Origin of the sequence: Mesorhizobium carmichaelinearum (assembly GCF_900199455.1) — a bacterium.
Classification (GTDB): Bacteria; Pseudomonadota; Alphaproteobacteria; order Rhizobiales; family Rhizobiaceae; genus Mesorhizobium; species Mesorhizobium carmichaelinearum.
The window spans coordinates 124,829-145,298 of the sequence record NZ_FZQR01000001.1 but is presented as its reverse complement, the minus strand read 5'-3'; the positions used below and the strand labels follow the sequence as shown (position 1 = coordinate 145,298).

The window sequence follows — 20,470 nt, the reverse complement described above, 5'->3', positions numbered from 1 at the left end:
CATGATATCGCTCGTCGCATCATTTTCATGTCAGCAGGGTTTTGCAAATGCGGGTGCTGGTGGTCCAGAACTACGACAATACCGGCCTCGGCCAGGTTGGTGCCGCCCTTGCGGAAGCGGGTGCCGATCTCGATGTGCGCCTGCCCTACAAAGGCGATCCGCTGCCGGAGGACGCTGCCGGTCACGATGCCATGGTGGTGCTCGGCGGTGGCCAGAATGCGCTGGCCGATGATGAGTATCCCTATTTTCCGGCACTGCTCGAACTGACCCGCGATTTCGCCGGCAAGGACCGTGCCGTGCTCGGCATCTGCCTCGGCAGCCAGTTGGTCGCCCGCGCCTTCGGCGGCGAGAACCGCATCGGCGGCGCCAATGAATTCGGCTGGCGCGGCGTGTCGCTGACGCCGGATGCCAAGGCCGATCCGGTGCTGGGCGCATTGCCGGAAAAATTTCCGATCTTCCAGTGGCACGACGACACGTTCGTGTTGCCGGAAAACGCCATACGGCTCGCCGGCAATGATGTCGCCGAGAACCAGGCCTTTCGTGTCGGCCGCGCCGTCTATGGCTTCCAGTTCCATTTCGAGGCCGACCGGCCGATGGTGGAGGACTGGAGTTCCTCCTTCGCGCCGACCATCGCCGCGCGCCATCCCGACTGGGCCGGCAAGCTCGATGGTGAAATGGCCCGCAACGGCCCCGACGCCGATGCTGCCGGTCTGGCCATAGCCCGCGCCTGGGTAGCGACGATCTGAGACTGTTTGGAAATTCTACTCTGGCGGCCATCTGATGGCGTTTTCTGCGCTTCCCCGTTCTACTGCGTCGCAGTAGAACTGAGCTCACGGACCCAAATGTCCGCTCCGCTCCGGTTCTCGAAACCACCACCATATGACTCGCCAGAGCGAATTTCGAAACAGTCTCTGAGCGTCCACCCCCGCGTGGCATAATTGGCACGCAGCCGTGAAACCGGCTGGGGAAAACCCCTTTCATCCTTGGCTTGTGTCCGCCCGCCATCCTAGAAGGCGCGCGCTCTGCATTGGCTGTGCAACCGGGATGAACCTTTTGTGTGACCCGTGCGACACACCGTCGATACAGAACGCGCTTAGAAGCGCGAAATCGTCGAAACTTTGAAGCGAATTCTCCGTTTCAACGCATTGGTAACCGCCCGGTGCACAGATGCACAAAGCTCAACAAGAGATGACCTCCGTGAAAGCAGCGCTTCTGTCCTTTGCCATGTTGTCCGCCATCGTGCTGTGCGGTCTCGGCATCTATTCCGCTGATGCCGCCAACAACCACAACGCCGTCGACGGCTACGGCGTCACCGCCTCGCTTCGCTGAAATCTCGCGCGCGACGCATTCTGCGACGCGGCGGGGGCTCAAGCTCCCTTAATCGCCATTTCCAGGATGCGCTTGTCCGCCCCGTCGACGACGAGGGCGGTCAGCATGCCTGATTGCCAGGCGAGCGTGTCGACATTGACGCGGTTGGCCATCACTTCCGCCTCGGGGACGGGTGTGTGGCCATGCACCACGATCTTCGGGAACAGGCCGGTGTAATCGTGGAAAACGTCGCGGATCCAGATCAGGTCCTGCGGATCTTGCTTGTCCAGCGGAATGCCCGGCCTGATGCCGGCATGGCAGAAGAAGAAGTCGCCTGACGTCATCGAGAATGGCAGTGACCGCAGGAAATCGACATGGCTTGGCGGCATTGCCTCGAGCAGGGCCTGGTGTCCGCGCTTCATCGTCTCCATTTTGCCGAACCAGCTGGCGTCGGCGGTGAGCGACACACCATAGGACAGCGCCGTCTGGACGCCGCCATAGCGCATGAAAAGCCCTTCCGGGTCAGGGGTTCTGAGAAAGTCGAGAAAGCCGATGTCGTGGTTGCCGGCGAGCATCAGATGGCGCGGATCGCGTTCCCGCGCCGCGATCAGGAAATCGATGACGCCCTTGGAGTCCGGCCCGCGGTCGACATAGTCGCCGAGATGGATCACCCGCCAGTCGCGAACCGGTTTCCACTCCAGCTCGCTCTCGATCCGCTGGTGCATGGCGGCCAGCAGGTCGAGCCGGCCATGTACGTCGCCGATTGCATAGAGACGCACACCCTCCGGCCCGCGCGCGTCGAGAAAATGGATGCCGGGTTCCGCCAACGCCTCATGGTCTCCGTGGTCAGGCCGTCACGGGACACTAGCGGCGGAGCTGATCCTTGCCCATGTCGGTGACCAGACGCTTTCCGCACAGCGCCAGCGTGATGTCCATCTCCTTGCGGATGATTTCCAACGCTTTGGTAACCCCTTCCTTGCCGAGCGCCCCCAGTCCGTAAAGAAATGGCCGGCCGATATAGGTGCCCTTGGCACCGAGGCAGAGCGCCTTCAGCACATCCTGGCCGGAGCGGATGCCGCCATCCATATGCACCTCTATCTTGTCGCCGACCGCATCGGCGATCTCTTCCAGCGCCATGATCGAGGACGACGCGCCGTCGAGCTGGCGCCCGCCATGGTTGGAAACCACGATCGCGTCGGCGCCGGTCTTGGCCGCCATCAGCGCATCTTCCTTGTCGAGGATACCTTTCAGGATCAGCTTGCCGCCCCAGCGTTCCTTGATCCAGGCGACGTCCTTCCACGACAGCTGCGGATCGAACTGCTCCGTCGTCCAGGACGACAGCGAAGAGACATCGCCGACACCCTTGGCGTGGCCGACAATGTTGCGGAAGGTGCGGCGCTTGGTGCCGGCTATACCCAGGCACCAGCGCGGCTTGCTGGCCAGGTCGATGATGTTGGCCAATGTCATCTTGGGCGGCGCCGAAAGCCCGTTGCGCACGTCCTTGTGGCGCTGGCCGAGGATCTGCAGGTCGAGCGTCAGCACCAGCGCCGAGCATTTCGCCGCCTTCGCCCGGTCGATCAGGTCGAGCACGAAATCCTTGTCGCGCAGCACATAGAGCTGGAACCAGAACGGCTTCTTCGTCACTGAGGCGACATCCTCGATCGAGCAGATGCTCATCGTCGACAGGGTGAAAGGCACGCCGAATTCCTCGGCCGCCTGCGCCGCCAGCATCTCGCCATCGGCGTGCTGCATGCCGGTCAGGCCGGTCGGCGCCAACGCCACCGGCATAGACACTTTCTGGCCGATCATGGTCGATTCCAGCGAGCGGTTGCTCATGTCGACCAGAACGCGCTGGCGGAACTTGATCTTCTGGAAGTCTTCCTCGTTGGCCCGATAGGTGCTCTCGGTCCAGGCACCGGAATCGGCATAGTCGAAGAACATCTTGGGCACGCGCCGGCGCGCGAGATCCTTGAGGTCTGCGATGGTGAGAATGTCGCTCATGATGGTCCCTGCTTGATCGTATTGATTAGGAGCGTTTGCGTGCTGGTTCGGTGTCGCCGGCTTCCGAGCGTTGCCGCAGCCTGAGCCGCGACACGCGTTGCCAGTCGCCGCTGCGCTCGGCTTCCGCCATCGACCGCTCGACATAAATCATATGGTCCATCGCCGCTTGCCGGGCGCCGCCCGGATCGCCGGCCTTGACCGCGGCGTGGATTGCCTTGTGCTGCGCCAGCAGGGCCTCGCGCGCGCCGGGGACGGTGAACACCAAGAGCCGGTTCTGGAAGACGCCTTCCGACAAAAGCCGATAGCAGGAGCGCAGCGTGTGCAAGAGCAGGATGTTGTGCGCGCATTCGCAGATCGCTTGATGGAACTCGACGTCGATTTCGGCCTCGTCGTCGAAATCGCCGGTGCGATGCGCCTCGTCCATGCGCGCCATGATGCGGTCGAGCAGCGCAAGGTCCTCCAGGGTAGCGCGCCGCGCCGCATATTCGGCGGCTATGCCTTCGATCTCGCGGCGGTATTCCAGATAGTCGGCCACCGCCTTGCGATGCATCGAGATCAGGTCCGCCACCGGCTTGGTGAACAGCTGGCCGATAATGTCGGCGACATGCGTGCCGCCGCCGGCCTTGGTGGTCAGCAGTCCGCGCCCTTCCAGCGCCTTCAGCGCATCGCGCAGGATCGGCCGCGACACATCGAACTGGCGTGCCAGTTCGCGCTCGCCTGGCAGCCGGTCGCCGGTGCGCAGCACGCCTTCAAGGATGAGGCTCTCGATCTGCTGCACCACCTCGTCGGCGGTGCGCGAATGCTCGATCCTGGAAAAAATGTCGCTCAACAGGGTGCCTGGGAATTGAACCGGTGTCGCGCAGGATAAAGCCTGCGTCGTCAACTGGTCAAATTATTTATCCAATTGGTCGAGGCGGGTTGGGTTTGCCGCCCGGCGCAATATCATCTTTGGCTAAACTTTGCTGTTTGCGTCGTCAGCCTATTGGCTCTAGAGGGACGCGACTGCAAGAGGGTTCTAAAGAAACCCGGGGGACAAGCCGTGTCAGACGACCCGTCCAATCTCGAGTTCCAGCCGCGCGCCAAGGGCAGCGTCATGGGGTTCCCCGCGCATGAGGGCCGGCCCGGCGCGCTGGGCGAGGTCCATGCAAGGCCGCATCCGCTGATCGAAAAGCCGCGCGTCCTGGTGCAGCTCGCCTTCATGACCGAGGGCGGCTCCGGCGTCGACCATGCCGTGCTTTCCGAACTGTCGCGGCGCCTCGGCATCGCCGCGCCCGACCGCCAGGCGCGTCACCACGCCATGAAATGGGGCAAGGGCTCGCTGCGCTGGGAGCGGCATACGGAATTCTCGACCTATCTGTGGGAAGGGCCGCTCTCCGAAAGCGGCAGGGCACAGGAGGACTCGCCGTTCGGCAACGGGTTTTCGCCGCCGGGAACCGTGATTTCCGGCATCAGGCTCGAAATCCGCAAATGGACACAGGTCAGCGAAAGACTGATCGCCGGCTTCGATCCGACCAGCCTGTGCTACTCGCTGGTCGAGCGCGGCAATGCGGCCATCGTCACCGATTTCCGCCAGGACGGCGACGGGATGACCCGCATGCTGGTGCTCGATCGCGGCCTGACGCCGGCGCGCACTGGGGCGCTATCGCAGCGGCTGATCGACATCGAGACCTACCGGACGCTTGCCATGCTCGGCCTGCCGCTGGCGCTGACCTTGTCCGGCCGTGCCCGCCGCATCGAGGACAGGTTGGCGCAGACCACGCTGGAAATGAAGGTCGCCGAGACCCGCGACAGCCAGACGCTGCTGGCCGACTTGACCGAGCTTGCCGCCGAACTGGAAGCCGACGCGGCCTCCAGCCTGTACCGCTTCGGCGCCAGCCGCGCCTATGACGGCATCGTCGTCGAGCGGCTGGAAGCGCTCGAGGAAGAGGCCGTGCCGGGCTACGACACCTGGGGTGGGTTTTTGCAGCGCCGCGTTGCGCCTGCCATGCGCACCTGCCGCTCGGTCGAGGAGCGCCAGGCCAATCTGTCGCGCAAACTGACCCGCGCCACGACGCTGCTGCGCACCTGGGTCGATGTCGAGGTCGAGAAGCAGAACCGCGACCTGCTCGCCTCAATGAACAACCGCGCTCGCCTGCAACTGCGCCTGCAGCAGACCGTCGAAGGCCTCTCGGTCGCCGCCGTCTCCTATTATGTCGTCGGCCTCGTCGGCTATGTCGCCAAGGGTGCCTCGATCTTCGGCCACACCTTCGCGCCGGAAGTCGTCACCGCCGCCTCGGTGCCGGTCGCCATTCTGCTGGTCTGGTGGGGCGTGCGCCGCGTGCGCCGGATGCATTCCGAGCCAGCGAAGCATCCAGGCGAATAGCGGCAGATTGCCGCTGCGGAAGCCTGTACCGGCCCGGCGCGGGAGCCTCGCATCACCGCGGCATTTGCAACCAGCGCGCTTCACTGGTAAAAGATATTGACCAGTCAAGCGAAATGAGGCTGCTGATGTCCGGCCTGGCCATGCCGAAACCAGACGACGCCACGCTGCGCCGACGCGACGAGATCGTTGCCGACATGCGCATCATCGTGCCGGGCGAAGGCGTCGTCGACGCGACCAATCAGATGCGCGCCTTCGAAAGCGATGGGCTGACCGCCTATCGGCAATTGCCGCTGGTCGTCGTGCTCCCCGAAACGGTGGCGCAGGTCTCCCGCGTCCTGAAATACTGCAACGACCGCAACATCCGCGTCGTGCCGCGTGGCTCCGGCACCTCGCTGTCGGGCGGCGCGCTGCCGCTGGAAGACGCGGTGCTGCTGGTGATGAGCCGTTTCAATCGTATTCTTACGATCGATTTCCCCAATCGTATCGTCGTCGCTCAGCCGGGCGTCACCAATCTCGGCATCACCATCGCCGTCGAGCAGGAGGGCTTCTACTACGCCCCCGATCCATCCTCCCAGATCGCCTGCTCGATCGGCGGCAATGTCGCGGAGAATTCCGGCGGCGTGCACTGCCTGAAATATGGCCTCACCGCAAACAATGTGCTCGGCATCGAGATGGTGCTGATGAATGGCGAGGTGGTGCGGCTCGGCGGCAGTCACCTCGACGCCGAAGGCTACGACCTGCTTGGCGTCATGACCGGTTCCGAAGGCCTGCTCGGCGTCGTCACCGAGGTCACGGTCCGCATATTGAAGAAACCGGAGACGGCACGCGCGCTGCTCATCGGCTTTCCGACCAGCGAGCAGGGCGGCCAGTGCGTCGCCGACATCATCGGCGCCGGCATCATCCCGGGCGGCATGGAAATGATGGACCGGCCGGCGATCCACGCCGCCGAGGATTTTGTCCACGCCGGCTATCCCCTCGATGTCGAGGCTTTGCTGATCGTCGAGCTCGACGGTCCCGGCGTCGAGGTCGACCACCTCATCACCGCGGTCGAGGCGATCGCCATCCGCAACGGCTCGACCACCTGCCGCATCTCGCAGTCCGAACAGGAGCGGCTGAGCTTCTGGGCTGGCCGCAAGGCGGCCTTCCCAGCGGTTGGCCGCATCTCGCCCGACTATTACTGCATGGACGGCACCATCCCGCGCAAGGAACTGCCGCGGGTGCTCGCCGGCATGCGCGAGCTGTCGGAAAAATACGGTCTCGGCGTCGCCAATGTCTTCCACGCCGGCGACGGCAATCTGCACCCGCTGATCCTCTACGATGCCAATGTTCCCGGCGAACTCGACAAGGCCGAAAGTTTTGGCGCCGACATATTGCGGCTCTGCGTCAAGGTCGGCGGCGTCTTGACGGGCGAACACGGGGTCGGGGTCGAGAAACGCGATCTGATGCCGGAAATGTTCAACCAGGTCGACCTCGACCAGCAAATGCGCGTCAAATGCGCCTTCGACCCCAACCATCTGCTCAACCCGGGAAAAGTCTTCCCGCAACTGCGCCGCTGCGCCGAACTTGGGCGCATGCACGTGCACCGGGGGCAGGTGGCGTTTCCGGATATTCCGAGGTTTTGATGGGGTCACAAATTCGCACGCCGGCGTCCTGTCGCGCCCCCCTCTGTCCTGCCGGACATCTCCCCCACGAGGGGGGAGATCAGCTGTCATCGCGGCCTTCGCCAATCTCTGACGTTGCAAGTGGGGCGCGGTCGCGGAAACTGCCAATCTCCCCCCGCGTGGGGGAGATGTCCGGCAGGACAGAGGGGGGCGCCAAAGAACTCGGCGTATCCGAACTTGCCTCTGGCACCTCCTCTCCGTCTCGGGCTTCGCCCGAGCCACCTCTCCCCCGCTTTGCGGGGGCGAGGAACCCAAGTTCTGCCGAGGTCTGAGCGTGCTGTTCAAACAATCCTCGCTGGACAAAATCGCGCGCAAGGAAGTGACGCTCGCCTTTCGCCGCTGGAAGCGGCCGACGGCCAAGGCCGGCGGGCGGCTGACGACGGCCTCGGGCGTCGTGCTGATCGGCGATATCGCGGTCGTGGACATCTCCGCATTGACCGAAAAGGATGCGAGCGCGGCCGGCTTTCCGACGCTTGCAGCCCTTCGGGAGATGCTTGGCGCTGATGATGGCACCCCGGTCTATCGCATCGAACTCAAAGGCATTGAACCCGACGAACGCGTGGTCCTGCGTGGCGAGGCTTCGCTGTCCGATGCGGAGTGGCACATCCTGACCGCACGCTTTGCCCGCTGGGACAAGACTGCGCCAGGCCACTTCCCGTCGATCCTGCAGGCGATCGGCGCCCATCCGGAAGTGCCGGCCGCCGTCCTCGCGGCCAAGGCCGGCGTCGAGAAGCTGAAATTCAAGCAGGATGTCCGCAAACTCAAGGAACTCGGCCTCACCGAGAGCCTCGAGGTCGGTTACCGGCTGTCGCCGAGGGGCGAAGCCGTGCTCGAAAAGCTCAGGGAGCACAGGCTTTGACGACTTTCACCCCGGCCACGTCAGACGAAGTCCTGTCGACCGTCGCCTGGGCGGTGGCGGAAGGCTCGCCGCTCGAAATCCTTGGCCATGGGTCCAAGCGCGGCATCGGCCGGCCGCTGCAGACGGAACATACGCTCGACCTGTCGAAACTCACCGGCATCACGCTTTATGAGCCCGCCGAACTGGTGCTGTCGGCAAAGGCTGGCACGCCACTGGCCGAGATCGAGAAGCTGCTGGCGGAGAACGGCCAGCAACTGGCCTTCGAGCCGATGGATTACGGCCCGTTGTTCGGCGGCGAGCCGGGCAAAGGCACGATCGGCGGCGTGCTTGGCGCGAACCTGTCCGGTCCGCGCCGGCTGAAGGCGGGGGCGGCGCGCGATCATATCCTCGGCATCAACGTCGTGTCCGGGCGTGGCGAGGCCTTCAAGTCGGGCGGCCGCGTGGTCAAGAACGTCACCGGCTATGACATGTCGAAGCTGATGGCCAACAGCTGGGGGACGCTGGCCGTGTTCACCGACGTCACCTTCAAGGTGCTGCCGTCAGCCGAGACCGAGGTGACGCTCGCCATCCGTGGACTGCTCGACGATGCCGCTGCAAGCGCCATGGCCTTGGCGCTTGGCTCCAGCGCGGAAGTGTCGAGTGCTGCCCATCTGCCCGAACGCATTGCCGCGCGCGTTGCCGGCGGTGCGCTCGGAAGTGAGGCGGCAACGCTGCTCCGCGTCGAAGGTTTTGGTCCGTCCGTTGCGTACCGCATCGCCGCGTTGAAGACGCTGCTCGGCAAGGCGGGGCCGCTGGAGGAGATTGCCGGGGAGGCTTCGCAGCTGATCTGGCGCGATGTGCGCGATATCAGGCCTTTCGCCGACGGCACCGAGAAACCGGTCTGGCGCGTGTCGATGGCACCCTTTCACGCGCATCAGATGGTTCTGACCTTGCGCATGCAGGCGGCCGTCAGCGCCTTCTACGACTGGCAGGGCGGACTGGTGTGGTTGCGCATGGAGGAGGGCGACCCGGAAGCCGCCCTGCTGCGCGGGCTGTTGCGCAAACATGGCGGCGGCCATGCGACGCTGGTGCGCGCCGCCCCCGCCCATCGCGCCGCTTTGCCTGTCTTCGAACCGCAGCCGCCGGCGTTGGCCGCGCTCAGCCAGCGGCTGAAGCAGGAATTCGACCCGAGGAACCTCCTCAATCCCGGCCGCATGGCCTAGGAAATCAGCAATGCAGACCAATTTTTCACTTGCCCAGCTCGCCGATCCGCATGTCGCGGAATCGGAAAAGATCCTGCGCAAATGCGTGCATTGCGGCTTCTGCACCGCCACTTGCCCGACCTATGTGACATTGGGCAACGAGTTGGATTCGCCGCGCGGGCGCATTTATCTCATCAAGGACATGCTGGAGAACGGCCGTCCGGCCGACAAGGAGATCGTCACCCATATCGACCGCTGCCTGTCTTGCCTGGCCTGCATGACCACCTGCCCGTCGGGCGTCAACTACATGCATCTGGTTGATCACGCCCGAGCCCATATCCAGGAAACCTACAAGCGGCCGCTGCTCGACCGGCTGACCCGCGCCATGCTGGCCTTCGTGCTGCCCTATCCCCAGCGCTTCCGCGCCGCGCTGAAACTGGCAAAGCTGGGTAAGCCTTTCATCGGCCTGCTCGAAAAAGTCCCGGCCCTAAAACCGCTTGGCGCGATGCTCAAGCTCGCGCCGGCCTCGATCCCGGCAGCCTCGCCGATGGCCTTGCCGGGCATCCATGTCGGGCAGGGGGTCAAAAAGGGCCGCGTCGCCATCCTCACCGGCTGCGCGCAGTCGGTGCTTGACCCCGCCATCAACGACACGACGATCTCGCTGCTGACACGCCTCGGCGTCGAAGTCGTGGTGCCGCCGGGCGAGGGCTGCTGCGGCGCACTGGTCCATCATATGGGGCGCGAAGAGGCCGCACTTGCTTCGGCAAGGCAGAATGTCGATGCCTGGACGCGGGCCATCGACCAGGGCGGGCTCGATGCCATCATCATCACCGCCTCGGGCTGCGGCACGACGATCAAGGACTATGGCTTCATGCTGCGGCTCGATCCGGCCTATGCCGAAAAGGCCGCGCGCGTGTCGGCGCTGGCCAAGGACATTACCGAATATCTCGCGGCCATCGAGTTGCCCGAACCAGTGCGCAAGCCGGGCACGGTTGTCGCCTATCACTCGGCCTGCTCGATGCAGCACGGCCAGAAGATCATCCGCCAGCCGAAGGAGTTGCTGGCCAAAGCCGGCTTCATCGTGCGCGAGCCGCGCGAGGGTCATCTGTGCTGCGGCTCGGCCGGCACCTACAACATCCTGCAATCCGAGATTTCGGCAAAGCTGCGCGATCGCAAGGTTAAAAACATCGAGGCGACCGGCGCGGAGATAGTCGCCACGGGCAATATCGGCTGCATCACCCAGATCGCCTCCGCTACGAAGCTGCCGGTGGTACACACGATCAAGCTGCTGGACTGGGCCTATGGCGGCGAGCCGCCAAAATTGGTTTGATTGTGCATACCTTCCAGCGAGAACTGCCGAGATGCCCAACTCAAGGTCCGAAGAGATCGAAACCGTCGTTCGACTGCTGTCGGATGGATCGCGCACGACGTTTCAAAGCCGCTATGCCAAATGTGATGCAATTGTCGCTCGACATTTCGCGGACGGATCCGAATTTCTGTTTGCGCTCATAAGGGCGGCGGTAGAAGCCGACGTTCACCAAAGCAACCTGATTAACGACGCCGTTTCGTTTCTCGACGAGGCTCATCTGGCCCGCCTGGCATTTCTTCTACAAGGGGAGGCAAAACGCGGGAGAGACGTCGACGACCTGTTGTCCCACATTGCGCTGCAGGCACCTGAACTATTTCCAGACGGCGTGCTGGCCACCAGTTATGACTTTGCAGATTGGCAGCAACATGCCGATCCACGGTCACCGCCAATTTGTCAGCACTTTGTCTTTGAAGGCGGCTCTCCGAGCGACTCGCCCTTTCCCGCGCACCGCAATCACCCGACCTGGCACCTGCCAACCATCTACCAGCCACATACTGTCGGCGGCATAGGTTCGGCAACGTGCCCGATCTGCCGGCAGAAATTGACACACCTGGTTACGCTGGACGATTTTGGAGACCCAACGATATCTGTTCCTAGGCTCCGCATCGAAACCTGTACGAGTTCTCTCGAACTGACCTACTATTCGCATGACGCAGCTGGCGTGCCGACGCCGATAGCGCCGTTCCATTCCGCCTATGATTTCACATCGGAGCCGGCCACAAGGGAAAGTACCGTCCGTCTGGCCCCCACACCGCAGCGCTGGCTCAGGCAGTCGTATGGGGTAAGCAATTCACGGCAAAATCTGTTTCGGCTTGGCGGGCTGCCGTCATGGGTTCAGGGGCCGCAATTTCCACTGGTTCCCGGAACGAATCGGGAAATGAAATTTCTTCTCCAGTTCGATTCACTGGCCGGCTTCTTCTGGGGCAGCGGTGGCATGCTTTATGTTTTCTGGGACGAAGAATCCCGGCTCACATGCCATGTGCCGCAATACACCTGACGGAAGCAGTTACTCCGCCGCCAGCCTGTCCGCTGTGCCGTAGGTCGCCTCGTAAAGCGCGCGCTGGCGGCTGAGCGCCACCATCGTATTGCGCAGCAGGATCGCCACTGTGATCGGGCCGACACCGCCCGGCACCGGCGTGATCCAGGAGGCGACCTCGCGCACGCTTTCGGTGTCGACGTCACCGACGATGCGGCTCGCCCCGTCCGGACCGATCTCGGAATTGATACCGATGTCGATGACGGCGGCACCGGGCTTGACCATGTCGGCCTTGATCAGCCGCGGCTTGCCGACGGCGACGAACAGTGCATCGGCGCGGCGTGCGTGCGCTGCGACCGAGCGCGTCATATGATGGCAGACCGTCACCGTTGCGCCTTCGCTCATCAAAAGGAAAGCGATCGGCTTGCCGACGATTTCCGAATGGCCAACGATGACGACTTCCAGCCCCTTGAGGTCGAGGCCGGTTTCTTTCAACAACTCGACCGAGGCAGCCGCCGTGCAGGGCGCCAGGTCGAGCTGGTTGTAGACGATGTTGCCGATCGAGGCCGGGTGCATACCTTCGACATCCTTGAGCGGATGCACCGCCGCCTGCAGAGTCCTGACCGAAATGTGGGCCGGAACCGGCCGCTGGATGATGATGCCGGTGACGCGCGGATCGGCGTTCAGGCCGTGGATGGCCGCTTCCAGTTCACCCGATGTGATGGTGGCGGGGAAACGCCGTTCCTCGAAATCGATGCCGGCAAGCTGCGCCTTGGCGCGCTGGTTGCGGACATAGACATCGACCGCATCGGTATCGCCGACGGTGATCGAGATCAGCTTGGGCGGAAAACCTTCGGCTTTGGCAATCGCCGCATCCTCGCGCACGGCGGCGATGATGCGCTGGGCAACCGGGCCGCCCTTGAGATAGCGGCTGTCGTCGGACAGGGACATGGGTGGGACTCTTTTCTTGCGTTGGCGCCGACATAGCAAAAGACCATCGAAAATGGCAGCATGAAAGCGAACCGCCATGACTTCTGCGCGACGCAACGACGCGGGGCCATGTCGCAGGACCGGACGCCGATCAAAAAGAAAGGGCAGCGCGGTTTCCCGTGCTGCCCTTTCTGACCGACCGTATCCCCATACGGCCCGTCCCCCGTTATTCCTTCCGACTTCAGGAAACGATGTAGTTCCTGATCAAGTGATTCGCTGCAGCGATCATATCACCTCGACCGTGGTTCCGACATTGACCCGTTCATAGAGGTCGACCACGTCTTCGTTGCGCATGCGGATGCAGCCCGACGACACTGCGCCACCGATCGTCCATGGCTGGTTGGTGCCGTGGATGCGGTATTCGGTGGTGCCGAGATAGAGCGCGCGGGCGCCAAGCGGGTTTTCCATGCCGCCGGCCAGATAGGTCGGCAGATAGCGGCCCTTGGCGGCCTCGCGCTTGATCATCTGCGCCGGCGGACGCCAGTCCGGCCACTCGCGCTTGTTGGTGATCTTGTGTGTGCCCGACCATTCGAAGCCGGGCTTGCCGGTGCCGACGCCATAGCGCCGTGCCTTACCGTTCTTCTCGACCAGGAAGAGGAAATTCTGTGTGGTATCGATGACGATGGTGCCCGGCTTCTGTGGGCCGTCATAGGCGACTTCCTGCGGCAGGTAGATCGGGTTGATCTGCGGGCGCATGACCATGCGTTTGGCCGGCGCCTGCACGGCCGCCGTCTGCACGCGGTCTGGCTGCGCCGGTTGCGCGTAGCGCAGGCGCGGCTGCTGAACGACCTGACGGTTCTGCCGCACGATGCCCGGCGCATTGCCAAGCTGCAGCACCCAGGGGGCGGAAAGATCGGGGCTCACCATCACCGGCGGCCTGTCGGCATAACGGTCGCCCGCGGCCGCAGGCGTGACGCCGGCAAACACAGCCGCGGCGCCGAGCACGGAAAACAAAACTCTCTTCATCGGGAACGCACCTTGATCGTCTTGATACAACCGGGTGGAAACGCTCCCCGGTTCAGCGATCTTTGGCGCGCAAGCAGCAACCGAAACATGAATCGGAATGCGTAAAATGCGGTTCTGTCAGTAAACCTTTTGGTGTGGTTACCGCCGGGTTCAGGAATCTGGTAAAGCCACAGTAAATGCAACGCAAAGGCGCGTTAACGGATGGATTTTTCGCAATGAGCAATGAAAACACCGGCCTGCTTGCCGGTCCCGACGGGGTTGCGCGCTGCTTCTGGCACGGCAACCTGCCCGACTATCTGCACTATCATGATCATGAATGGGGCCGGCCGGTGGCCGACGACCGCAGGCTGTTCGAAAAGATCTGCCTTGAAGGGTTCCAGTCCGGCCTGTCGTGGCTGACTATCCTGCGCAAGCGCGAGAATTTTCGCGAGGCCTTCGCCGGCTTCGACTTCGACAAGGTCGCCGCCTTCACCGACAAGGATGTCGAGCGCCTGCTGGGCAATGCCGGCATCATCCGCCATCGTGGCAAGATCGTCTCGACCATCAACAACGCCAAGCGCGCGCGCGAAATGGTCGACGAGTTCGGCTCGCTGGCTGCCTGGTTCTGGAAGTTCGAACCCGGCAAGGCGGAGCGGCCCAAGATTGTCGACCTCGCCCATCTGCGCGCCAACCCGACGACGGCGGTCTCGGTGCGGATATCGAAGGAGCTGAAGAAGCGCGGCTGGAGCTTTGTCGGCCCGACCACGGTCTACGCCTTCATGCAGGCCATGGGCCTGGTCAACGACCATCTCGAAGGCTGTGTCTGCCGCAAGCAGGTCGAGAAGGAACGCAAGGCCTTCAAGCGGCCGGAGTAGGTTTTCAGGTGCCGTTGGCGCTGGCCAGGAATAGCCCGGCGACGATCGCCACCACTGTCGCCACCGTCGGATAGATCACCAGCAGGCCGGTCACCAATGCATCGCGCAGGGAAGGTCCCTTGTCGGCGTCGGCCGGTACCTCGAACGGTCCGGCAGCCTGGCCGACCATTTTCGGAGCGTGGGTGGCGGCCGGGCGCAGGCGCGCCGGCAATTCGCCGGCATCGCTGTTGGCCTGGAATTTCACTGCGCTGGTCATGTCCCGAACCCCTTCATGTCCTGCGCTGTATCGGCCGCGATTGTGTCGGCACGATGCCGCGCCCATGGCGGGATTGTTTCATTTTCGGTGCGTTTTTGTTTCAGAAGAGGCTGGAGCGAAAGTCGGCGCTCGCGCCCATCCACTCCGCAAGGGCAGACTGGGTGCGCTTCGCTGGCCTTGCCGCACCAAGCGGCATCGGTTAGGACACGCGCGTTGCGAAAATCGCAACATTGCCAACCTGCAAGCATCACGAAACACCGAGCAAACACTCATGGCCGACAAATCGGAAAAGACGAAGGCGCGATTGCCGCGCGGTTTTGCCGACCGCAGCGCCGAGGACATCCGCGCCGTCGAGAAGATGATGACGACCATCCGCTCGGTCTATGAGCTCTACGGTTTCGAACCGGCTGACCAGCCGCTGATCGAATACACCGATGCGCTCGGCAAATTCCTGCCCGACCAGGACCGGCCGAACGAAGGCGTGTTCTCCTTCCAGGACGATGACGAGCAGTGGCTGTCGCTGCGCTATGATTTGACCGCGCCGACGGCGCGTTTCGTCGCCGAGAATTACGAGCGCCTGCCGAAACCCTATCGCAGCTACCGCTCCGGCTGGGTGTTCCGCAACGAGAAGCCAGGCCCCGGCCGCTTCCGCCAGTTCATGCAGTTCGACGCCGACACAATCGGCACGCCGGGCGTCGCCGCCGACGCCGAAATGGCGATGATGATGGCCGACGTCATGGAAGCGCTCGGCATCAAGCGCGGCGACTATGTCATCCGCGTCAACAACCGCAAGGTGCTCGACGGGGTGCTGGAGGCGATCGGCCTTGGGGGTGACGAGAATGCCGGACGCCGGCTGACCGTGCTGCGCGCCATCGACAAGCTGGACAAGCTCGGGCCGGAAGGGGTGAAGCTTCTGCTCGGTCCGGGGCGCTGGGATGGCGGCAAGGAAGGCGAAGGCGATTTCGCCAAGGGCGCGGGCTTGAACAACGGGCAAGCCGAGGCTGTTCTTCAAGCAACGGCGAGGAACGCGCAGGCCGGTCAGGATTCCATGGTCAATTCGAACGCGACCTATCAGGAAGGCGTCGGCGAACTCGCGACCATCGAAGCCCTGGTCCGGGCGGCGGGATATGGCGAAGACCGCATTGCCATGGACCGCTCTGTCGTGCGCGGCCTCGAATATTACACCGGTCCGGTCTTCGAGGCCGAACTGCTGGCCGAAATCCCCAACGAGGACGGCCAGATCGTGCGCTTCGGCTCGGTCGGCGGCGGCGGGCGCTATGACGGCCTGGTCTCGCGCTTCCGTGGCGAGCCGGTGCCGGCGACCGGCTTTTCGATCGGTGTGTCGCGGCTAATGACGGCGCTGAAGAACCTCGGCAAGCTCGACAGCGCCGATGTGATCGCGCCGGTCGTCGTCCTGGTCATGGACAAAGACACCGAAAGCCTCGGCCGCTACCAGAAGATGGTGAGCGAATTGCGTGCCGCCGGCATCCGTTCCGAAATGTATCTCGGCGGCGCCGGCATGAAGGCGCAGCTGAAATATGCCGACCGGCGCGGCTGCCCGGTCGCCATCATCCAGGGCGGCGATGAACGCGCCAAGGGTGAGCTGCAGATCAAGGACCTGATCGAAGGCGCGCGCATGTCGGCTGAAATCACTGACAACGCCGAATGGCGCGCCGCGCGCCCGGCGCAGGTCACGGTGGCGGAAAGTGAACTGGTCGCCGAGGTGAAGAAGATCCTGGCGGCGCAGGCTGCCGACCGCGCGAAATAAGAGCGCGGCCAGTGACCTCCCGCTTCCCCGCCATCGCAGCCGACGTCACCAGCCTCTTCGCCACGCGCAACACGCATGCGGTCGAGGTCGCCATATTGCAGCCGGCGGACCCTTTCCTCGACATGGCCGGTGAGGATCTGCGCCGCCGCATCTTCCTCACTGAGAGCGAGACCGGGCAGACACTCTGCCTGCGGCCGGAATTCACCATTCCAGTCTGTCTCGACCATATAAGCTCGCAGGCCGGCACGCCGCGCCGTTATTCCTATCTGGGCGAAGTGTTTCGCCAGCGCCGCGAAGGCGGCAACGAGTTCTTCCAGGCCGGCATCGAGGATCTCGGCGACCGTGATACCGCTGAGGCCGATGCCCGCTCCGTGGCCGACGCCCATGCGCTGCTGTCGCTGGTGCTGCCCGGCCGGTCGCTGGCCGTCACACTGGGCGACCAGGGCATCTTCGAAGCGGTGCTGGCGGCGCTCGGCCTGCCGCGCGGCTGGCGCATGCGGCTGGCCCGCGCCTTCGGCTCGGCGCCGATGCTGCAGGCGGCACTCGCCGACCTCGCCAATCCGCCGCGCAACGGCCAGCTTTCAGGCGAGGTCGCGGCGCTTGTCCTCGACGGCGATCTCGAAGGTCTCTCCACCCATATCGCCGGCGGCATGGAGGAAGCCGGTCTGTCGGCGTCCGGCGGGCGCTCGCCCACAGACATTGCGCGGCGATTGATCGAGAAGGCCGAACTGCGCAGCGTGCGGCTGTCCAACGAGGCCTTCGCGGCGTTGAAGAGTTTCCTGGCGATCGACGTGCCGCTCGATGGCGCGACGCAGGCGCTGGAGAGCTTCGCTACCGGCGCCGGGCTTTCGCTGGGCGTTGCACTGGAAAAATTCGCGGCCCGCGCCCGGGCGATCGAGGCGCATGGCTTGCCGGCGGGAAAGATCCGCTATGACGCCGCTTTCGGTCGTCCGCTCGATTACTACACCGGTGTGGTGTTCGAAATCGCGGCGCAGGGCGGCGAGCGGCCCCTAGCAGGCGGCGGCCGTTACGACCGGTTGCTGACCTTGCTTGGCGCGAAGACCGCCATCCCCGGCGTCGGTTTTTCCGTCTGGCTCGACCGTATCGAGGTGTTGCGGGAGACGGCACCATGATCACGCTGGCGATCCCCTCGAAAGGCCGCCTCAAAGAGCAGGCGCTGGAGGTGCTGGCCAAAGCCGGCCTCGCCGTCAGCCTGCCCGGCGACGAGCGCAAATATCACGCCCGCGTCGAGGGTCTGGACAATGTCGAGGTCGTCTTCCTCTCGGCTTCCGAAATATCGGGCGAGATCGGCCAGGGCGCCGTCGATCTCGGCATCACCGGCGAGGATTTGGTGCGGGAAAACCTCGCCGACTGGGAAGCCCGCGCCGAAATCGTTGCCCGTCTCGGCTTTGGCCATGCCGATGTCGTGGTGGCCGTGCCCGAAATCTGGCTCGACGTCGACACCATGGCCGATCTCGACGATGTCGCCGCCGATTTCCGCCAGCGCCATGGCCGGCGGTTGCGCATCGCCACCAAATACTGGCGGCTGACGCAGCAATTCTTTTCGCAAAAGCACGGCATCCAGGTCTATCGCATCGTCGAGAGCTTAGGCGCCACCGAGGGCGCGCCGGCGGCAGGCCTTGCCGATGTCATCGTCGACATCACCACCACCGGCTCGACGCTGCGCGCCAACCATCTGAAGGTGCTGGGCGACGGCGTTGTGCTGAAATCGCAGGCTTGTCTGGTGGCGTCGCGCAAATCGCGTTCGGTGGCTGATGAAACGGTCTTGCGCGACATTGCTGCGAAGATGAGCGCCCTCCCTCCCCCTTGAGGGGAGGGTGCCTCGCGAAGCGAGGCGGGTGGGGTCGTCCCACGTCGAGCACTGCCTGAAGGACCCCACCCGTCCATCCGCCTTCGGCGGCTGTCCCCCCTCCCATCGAGGGGGAGGGATCGACCATCGATAGGATTTCCACTGCCCCGTCGGGCTGATAGACTCGGTGCGGCCTGGGGAGGAGACAGCGATGCCGGTTAATCTCGACGAGCTGAAGAACGCCACCAATCTGCGCGGCCGCGGTGCTCGCGCCGGCAGCGTCTTTATCGCACCCGTCGATGGCAGGGCGCATGTCTCGGGCGAGCGCAAGGTGCCGCTGCTCGACAAGACCATTCCGGCCCTTTTCGCCGACACCGCCAGCAAATACGCCACGCAGGATGCCGCCGTCTTCGTCGGCCAGGACAAGCGCTTCACCTGGAGCGAACTGTCGGACACGGTGGATGCGCTCGCCGCCGGCTTCCTGGCGCTGGGCCTCGAGAAAGGCGACCGCGTCGGCATCTGGTCGCCCAACCGCTGGGAATGGCTGGTGACGCAGTTCGCCACCGCCCGCATCGGCCTGATCCTGGTCAACATCAACCCGGCCTACCGGCTGACCGAGCTCGAATATGCGCTGAACAAGGTCGGCTGCAAGGCGTTGGTCACCGCCGTCAGCTTCAAGACTTCCGATTATCTCGGCATGATCGAGACGCTCGCGCCAGAGATCGCCAAGGCCACACCGGGCAAGCTCAAGGCGCAAAAATTGCCTGATCTGAAGATCGTCATCCGCATGGGCGAGGACAATTCGCCAGGCATGTTCAATTTCGCCGACGTGCTGGCCATGGCCGGCCGCGACGAACATGACAGCCTCGACCGCATTTCCGAGGGGCTGAAACCCGGCGATGCCATCAACATCCAATTCACCTCGGGCACGACTGGTGCCCCCAAGGGCGCGACGCTGACGCACCACAACATCGTCAACAACGGCAATTTCGTCACCTCGGCCATTAAGCTCACCGTTGACGACCGGCTCTGCATCCCGGTGCCGCTCTATCACTGCTTCGGCATGTCGATGGGCACGATGGGTTGCGTCACCAAGGGCGCGACCATGGTTTTCCCAGGCGAGGGGTTCGACCCCGGCGCTACGCTGAAGGCCGTGGCGCAGGAGCGCTGCACCGGCCTCTACGGCGTGCCGACCATGTTCGTCGGCATGCTCGACCATGCGGATTTCGCAAACTTCGATCTCTCCAGCCTGCGCACCGGCATCATGGCCGGCTCGCCATGCCCGATCGAGGTGATGAAGAAGGTGGTGTCGCTGATGCATATGTCGGAGGTGACCATCGCCTATGGCATGACCGAGACCAGCCCGGTGTCCTTCCAGAGCGGCGTCGACGACCCGCTGGAGAAGCGCGTCTCGACGGTCGGCCGCATCCACCCCCATGTCGAGGTCAAGGCCATCGATGCCGATGGCGCTACTGTCGCCGTCGGCGCGCCGGGCGAACTCTGCACGCGCGGTTATTCCGTGATGAAGGGCTATTGGGACGATTTGGAAAAGACCCGCGAGGCGATCGACAGCGACGGCTGGATGCACACCGGCGACCTCGCCACGATAGACGCCGAGGGCTATTGCAACATCGTCGGCCGGGTCAAGGATATGGTCATCCGCGGCGGCGAGAACGTCTATCCCAGGGAGGTCGAGGAGTTCCTCTACCGCCATCCCAAGGTCAGGGAGGTGCAGGTGTTCGGCATTCCCGACCAAAAGTATGGCGAGGAGCTGTGCGCCTGGATCGTGCTCAAGCCCGGCCAGATCGCAACCGAGCAGGAGATCAAGAATTTCTGCGCTGGCCAGATCGCCCACTACAAGATCCCCCGTCACATCCGCTTCCGCACCGAATTGCCGATGACGGTGACCGGCAAGCCGCAGAAGTTTTTGATGCGTCAGGCGATGGTCGAGGAGCTCGGACTGGTGGTGCAGAAGACGGCGTGAGGGGTGGGCGCCTCGATTTTGTCATTGCGCTCAACAATGCCAAGGTCGCGCGACCTTGCGGCATCTTCGGGAGCCGTGGGTCGGTGCCGTTTGCCGGAGTCGATCGCCGGGCGATGGGCTTGCCG

At 63.9% G+C, this 20,470-nt stretch carries 19 protein-coding genes; 13 read left to right on the top strand and 6 right to left on the bottom strand.

All coding sequences use genetic code 11. The annotated features are described in order from the left end of the window. Positions 1–47 precede the first annotated feature (47 nt). Both CKW40_RS00575 and CKW40_RS45325 read left to right on the top strand, forming a co-directional pair. Positions 48–746, top strand: coding sequence for a type 1 glutamine amidotransferase (locus tag CKW40_RS00575; protein ID WP_095198020.1), 699 nt, complete (start codon positions 48–50; stop codon positions 744–746). Between the two features lie 451 nt (positions 747–1,197). Further along, complete coding sequence (locus CKW40_RS45325) at positions 1,198–1,329, top strand: hypothetical protein (RefSeq protein WP_257784452.1); 132 nt, start codon at positions 1,198–1,200, stop codon at positions 1,327–1,329. A gap of 38 nt (positions 1,330–1,367) precedes the next feature. Here the strand turns inward: CKW40_RS45325 and CKW40_RS00565 are convergent, their stop codons facing one another. From CKW40_RS00565 to CKW40_RS00555, 3 genes are read right to left on the bottom strand one after another with little or no spacing between them, the layout of a single operon-like run. After that, on the bottom strand, positions 1,368–2,135 hold the full coding sequence (locus CKW40_RS00565; RefSeq protein ID WP_095198018.1) for a metallophosphoesterase family protein: 768 nt from the start codon (positions 2,133–2,135) through the stop codon (positions 1,368–1,370). A 37-nt stretch (positions 2,136–2,172) separates the two neighbouring features. Next, the gene (locus CKW40_RS00560; RefSeq protein WP_095198017.1) at positions 2,173–3,309 is read right to left on the bottom strand and encodes an alpha-hydroxy acid oxidase; all 1,137 of its coding nucleotides are present in this window, start codon (positions 3,307–3,309) and stop codon (positions 2,173–2,175) included. A 25-nt stretch (positions 3,310–3,334) separates the two neighbouring features. Next, positions 3,335–4,138 (bottom strand): FadR/GntR family transcriptional regulator, encoded by an 804-nt coding sequence (locus tag CKW40_RS00555; protein ID WP_095198016.1) that lies wholly within the window; start codon positions 4,136–4,138, stop codon positions 3,335–3,337. A 210-nt stretch (positions 4,139–4,348) separates the two neighbouring features. Here CKW40_RS00555 and CKW40_RS00550 point away from each other — a divergent pair, with 210 nt between their 5' ends. From CKW40_RS00550 to CKW40_RS42695, 6 genes are all read left to right on the top strand, one after another. Then, the gene (locus CKW40_RS00550; RefSeq protein ID WP_095198015.1) at positions 4,349–5,671 is read left to right on the top strand and encodes a DUF3422 family protein; all 1,323 of its coding nucleotides are present in this window, start codon (positions 4,349–4,351) and stop codon (positions 5,669–5,671) included. A 125-nt stretch (positions 5,672–5,796) separates the two neighbouring features. Continuing rightward, on the top strand, positions 5,797–7,293 hold the full coding sequence (locus CKW40_RS00545) for an FAD-linked oxidase C-terminal domain-containing protein (RefSeq protein ID WP_095198463.1): 1,497 nt from the start codon (positions 5,797–5,799) through the stop codon (positions 7,291–7,293). Between the two features lie 313 nt (positions 7,294–7,606). Further along, entirely contained in the window at positions 7,607–8,191 is a 585-nt protein-coding gene (locus tag CKW40_RS00535; RefSeq protein ID WP_095198014.1) for an ASCH domain-containing protein, read from the top strand. Continuing rightward, entirely contained in the window at positions 8,188–9,393 is a 1,206-nt protein-coding gene (glcE, locus tag CKW40_RS00530) for a glycolate oxidase subunit GlcE (protein WP_095198013.1), read from the top strand. The genes CKW40_RS00535 and glcE overlap by 4 nt, the downstream gene beginning before the upstream one ends. Positions 9,394–9,403: 10 nt before the next feature. After that, positions 9,404–10,702, top strand: coding sequence for a glycolate oxidase subunit GlcF (gene glcF / locus CKW40_RS00525; RefSeq protein WP_095198012.1), 1,299 nt, complete (start codon positions 9,404–9,406; stop codon positions 10,700–10,702). Then, complete coding sequence (locus CKW40_RS42695; protein WP_143748222.1) at positions 10,674–11,738, top strand: hypothetical protein; 1,065 nt, start codon at positions 10,674–10,676, stop codon at positions 11,736–11,738. The genes glcF and CKW40_RS42695 overlap by 29 nt, the downstream gene beginning before the upstream one ends. 9 nt (positions 11,739–11,747) lie before the next feature. On the opposite strand, the gene CKW40_RS00515 is transcribed toward CKW40_RS42695, so the two are convergent. Beyond that, on the bottom strand, positions 11,748–12,668 hold the full coding sequence (locus tag CKW40_RS00515) for a bifunctional 5,10-methylenetetrahydrofolate dehydrogenase/5,10-methenyltetrahydrofolate cyclohydrolase (protein WP_095198010.1): 921 nt from the start codon (positions 12,666–12,668) through the stop codon (positions 11,748–11,750). Between the two features lie 264 nt (positions 12,669–12,932). Further along, positions 12,933–13,673 (bottom strand): L,D-transpeptidase, encoded by a 741-nt coding sequence (locus CKW40_RS00510; RefSeq protein WP_095198462.1) that lies wholly within the window; start codon positions 13,671–13,673, stop codon positions 12,933–12,935. A 215-nt stretch (positions 13,674–13,888) separates the two neighbouring features. Between CKW40_RS00510 and CKW40_RS00505 the strand changes: the two genes are divergently transcribed. Beyond that, positions 13,889–14,527 (top strand): DNA-3-methyladenine glycosylase I, encoded by a 639-nt coding sequence (locus tag CKW40_RS00505; protein ID WP_095198009.1) that lies wholly within the window; start codon positions 13,889–13,891, stop codon positions 14,525–14,527. Positions 14,528–14,531: 4 nt separating this feature from the next. On the opposite strand, the gene CKW40_RS00500 is transcribed toward CKW40_RS00505, so the two are convergent. After that, a complete protein-coding gene (locus CKW40_RS00500) occupies positions 14,532–14,783 on the bottom strand; it encodes a hypothetical protein (protein WP_095198008.1) in 252 nt (83 codons plus the stop codon). A gap of 271 nt (positions 14,784–15,054) precedes the next feature. On the opposite strand from CKW40_RS00500, the gene hisS reads away from it, so the two are divergent. The 4 genes from hisS (at position 15,055) to CKW40_RS00480 (ending at position 20,345) form a co-directional block, all read left to right on the top strand. Continuing rightward, entirely contained in the window at positions 15,055–16,551 is a 1,497-nt protein-coding gene (gene hisS / locus CKW40_RS00495) for a histidine--tRNA ligase (protein WP_095198007.1), read from the top strand. Positions 16,552–16,562: 11 nt separating this feature from the next. Next, a complete protein-coding gene (locus tag CKW40_RS00490) occupies positions 16,563–17,684 on the top strand; it encodes an ATP phosphoribosyltransferase regulatory subunit (protein WP_095198006.1) in 1,122 nt (373 codons plus the stop codon). Continuing rightward, positions 17,681–18,382, top strand: coding sequence for an ATP phosphoribosyltransferase (gene hisG / locus CKW40_RS00485; RefSeq protein WP_095198005.1), 702 nt, complete (start codon positions 17,681–17,683; stop codon positions 18,380–18,382). The genes CKW40_RS00490 and hisG overlap by 4 nt, the downstream gene beginning before the upstream one ends. Before the next feature lie 190 nt (positions 18,383–18,572). Beyond that, complete coding sequence (locus CKW40_RS00480) at positions 18,573–20,345, top strand: AMP-binding protein (protein WP_095198461.1); 1,773 nt, start codon at positions 18,573–18,575, stop codon at positions 20,343–20,345. Positions 20,346–20,470: the final 125 nt, after the last annotated feature.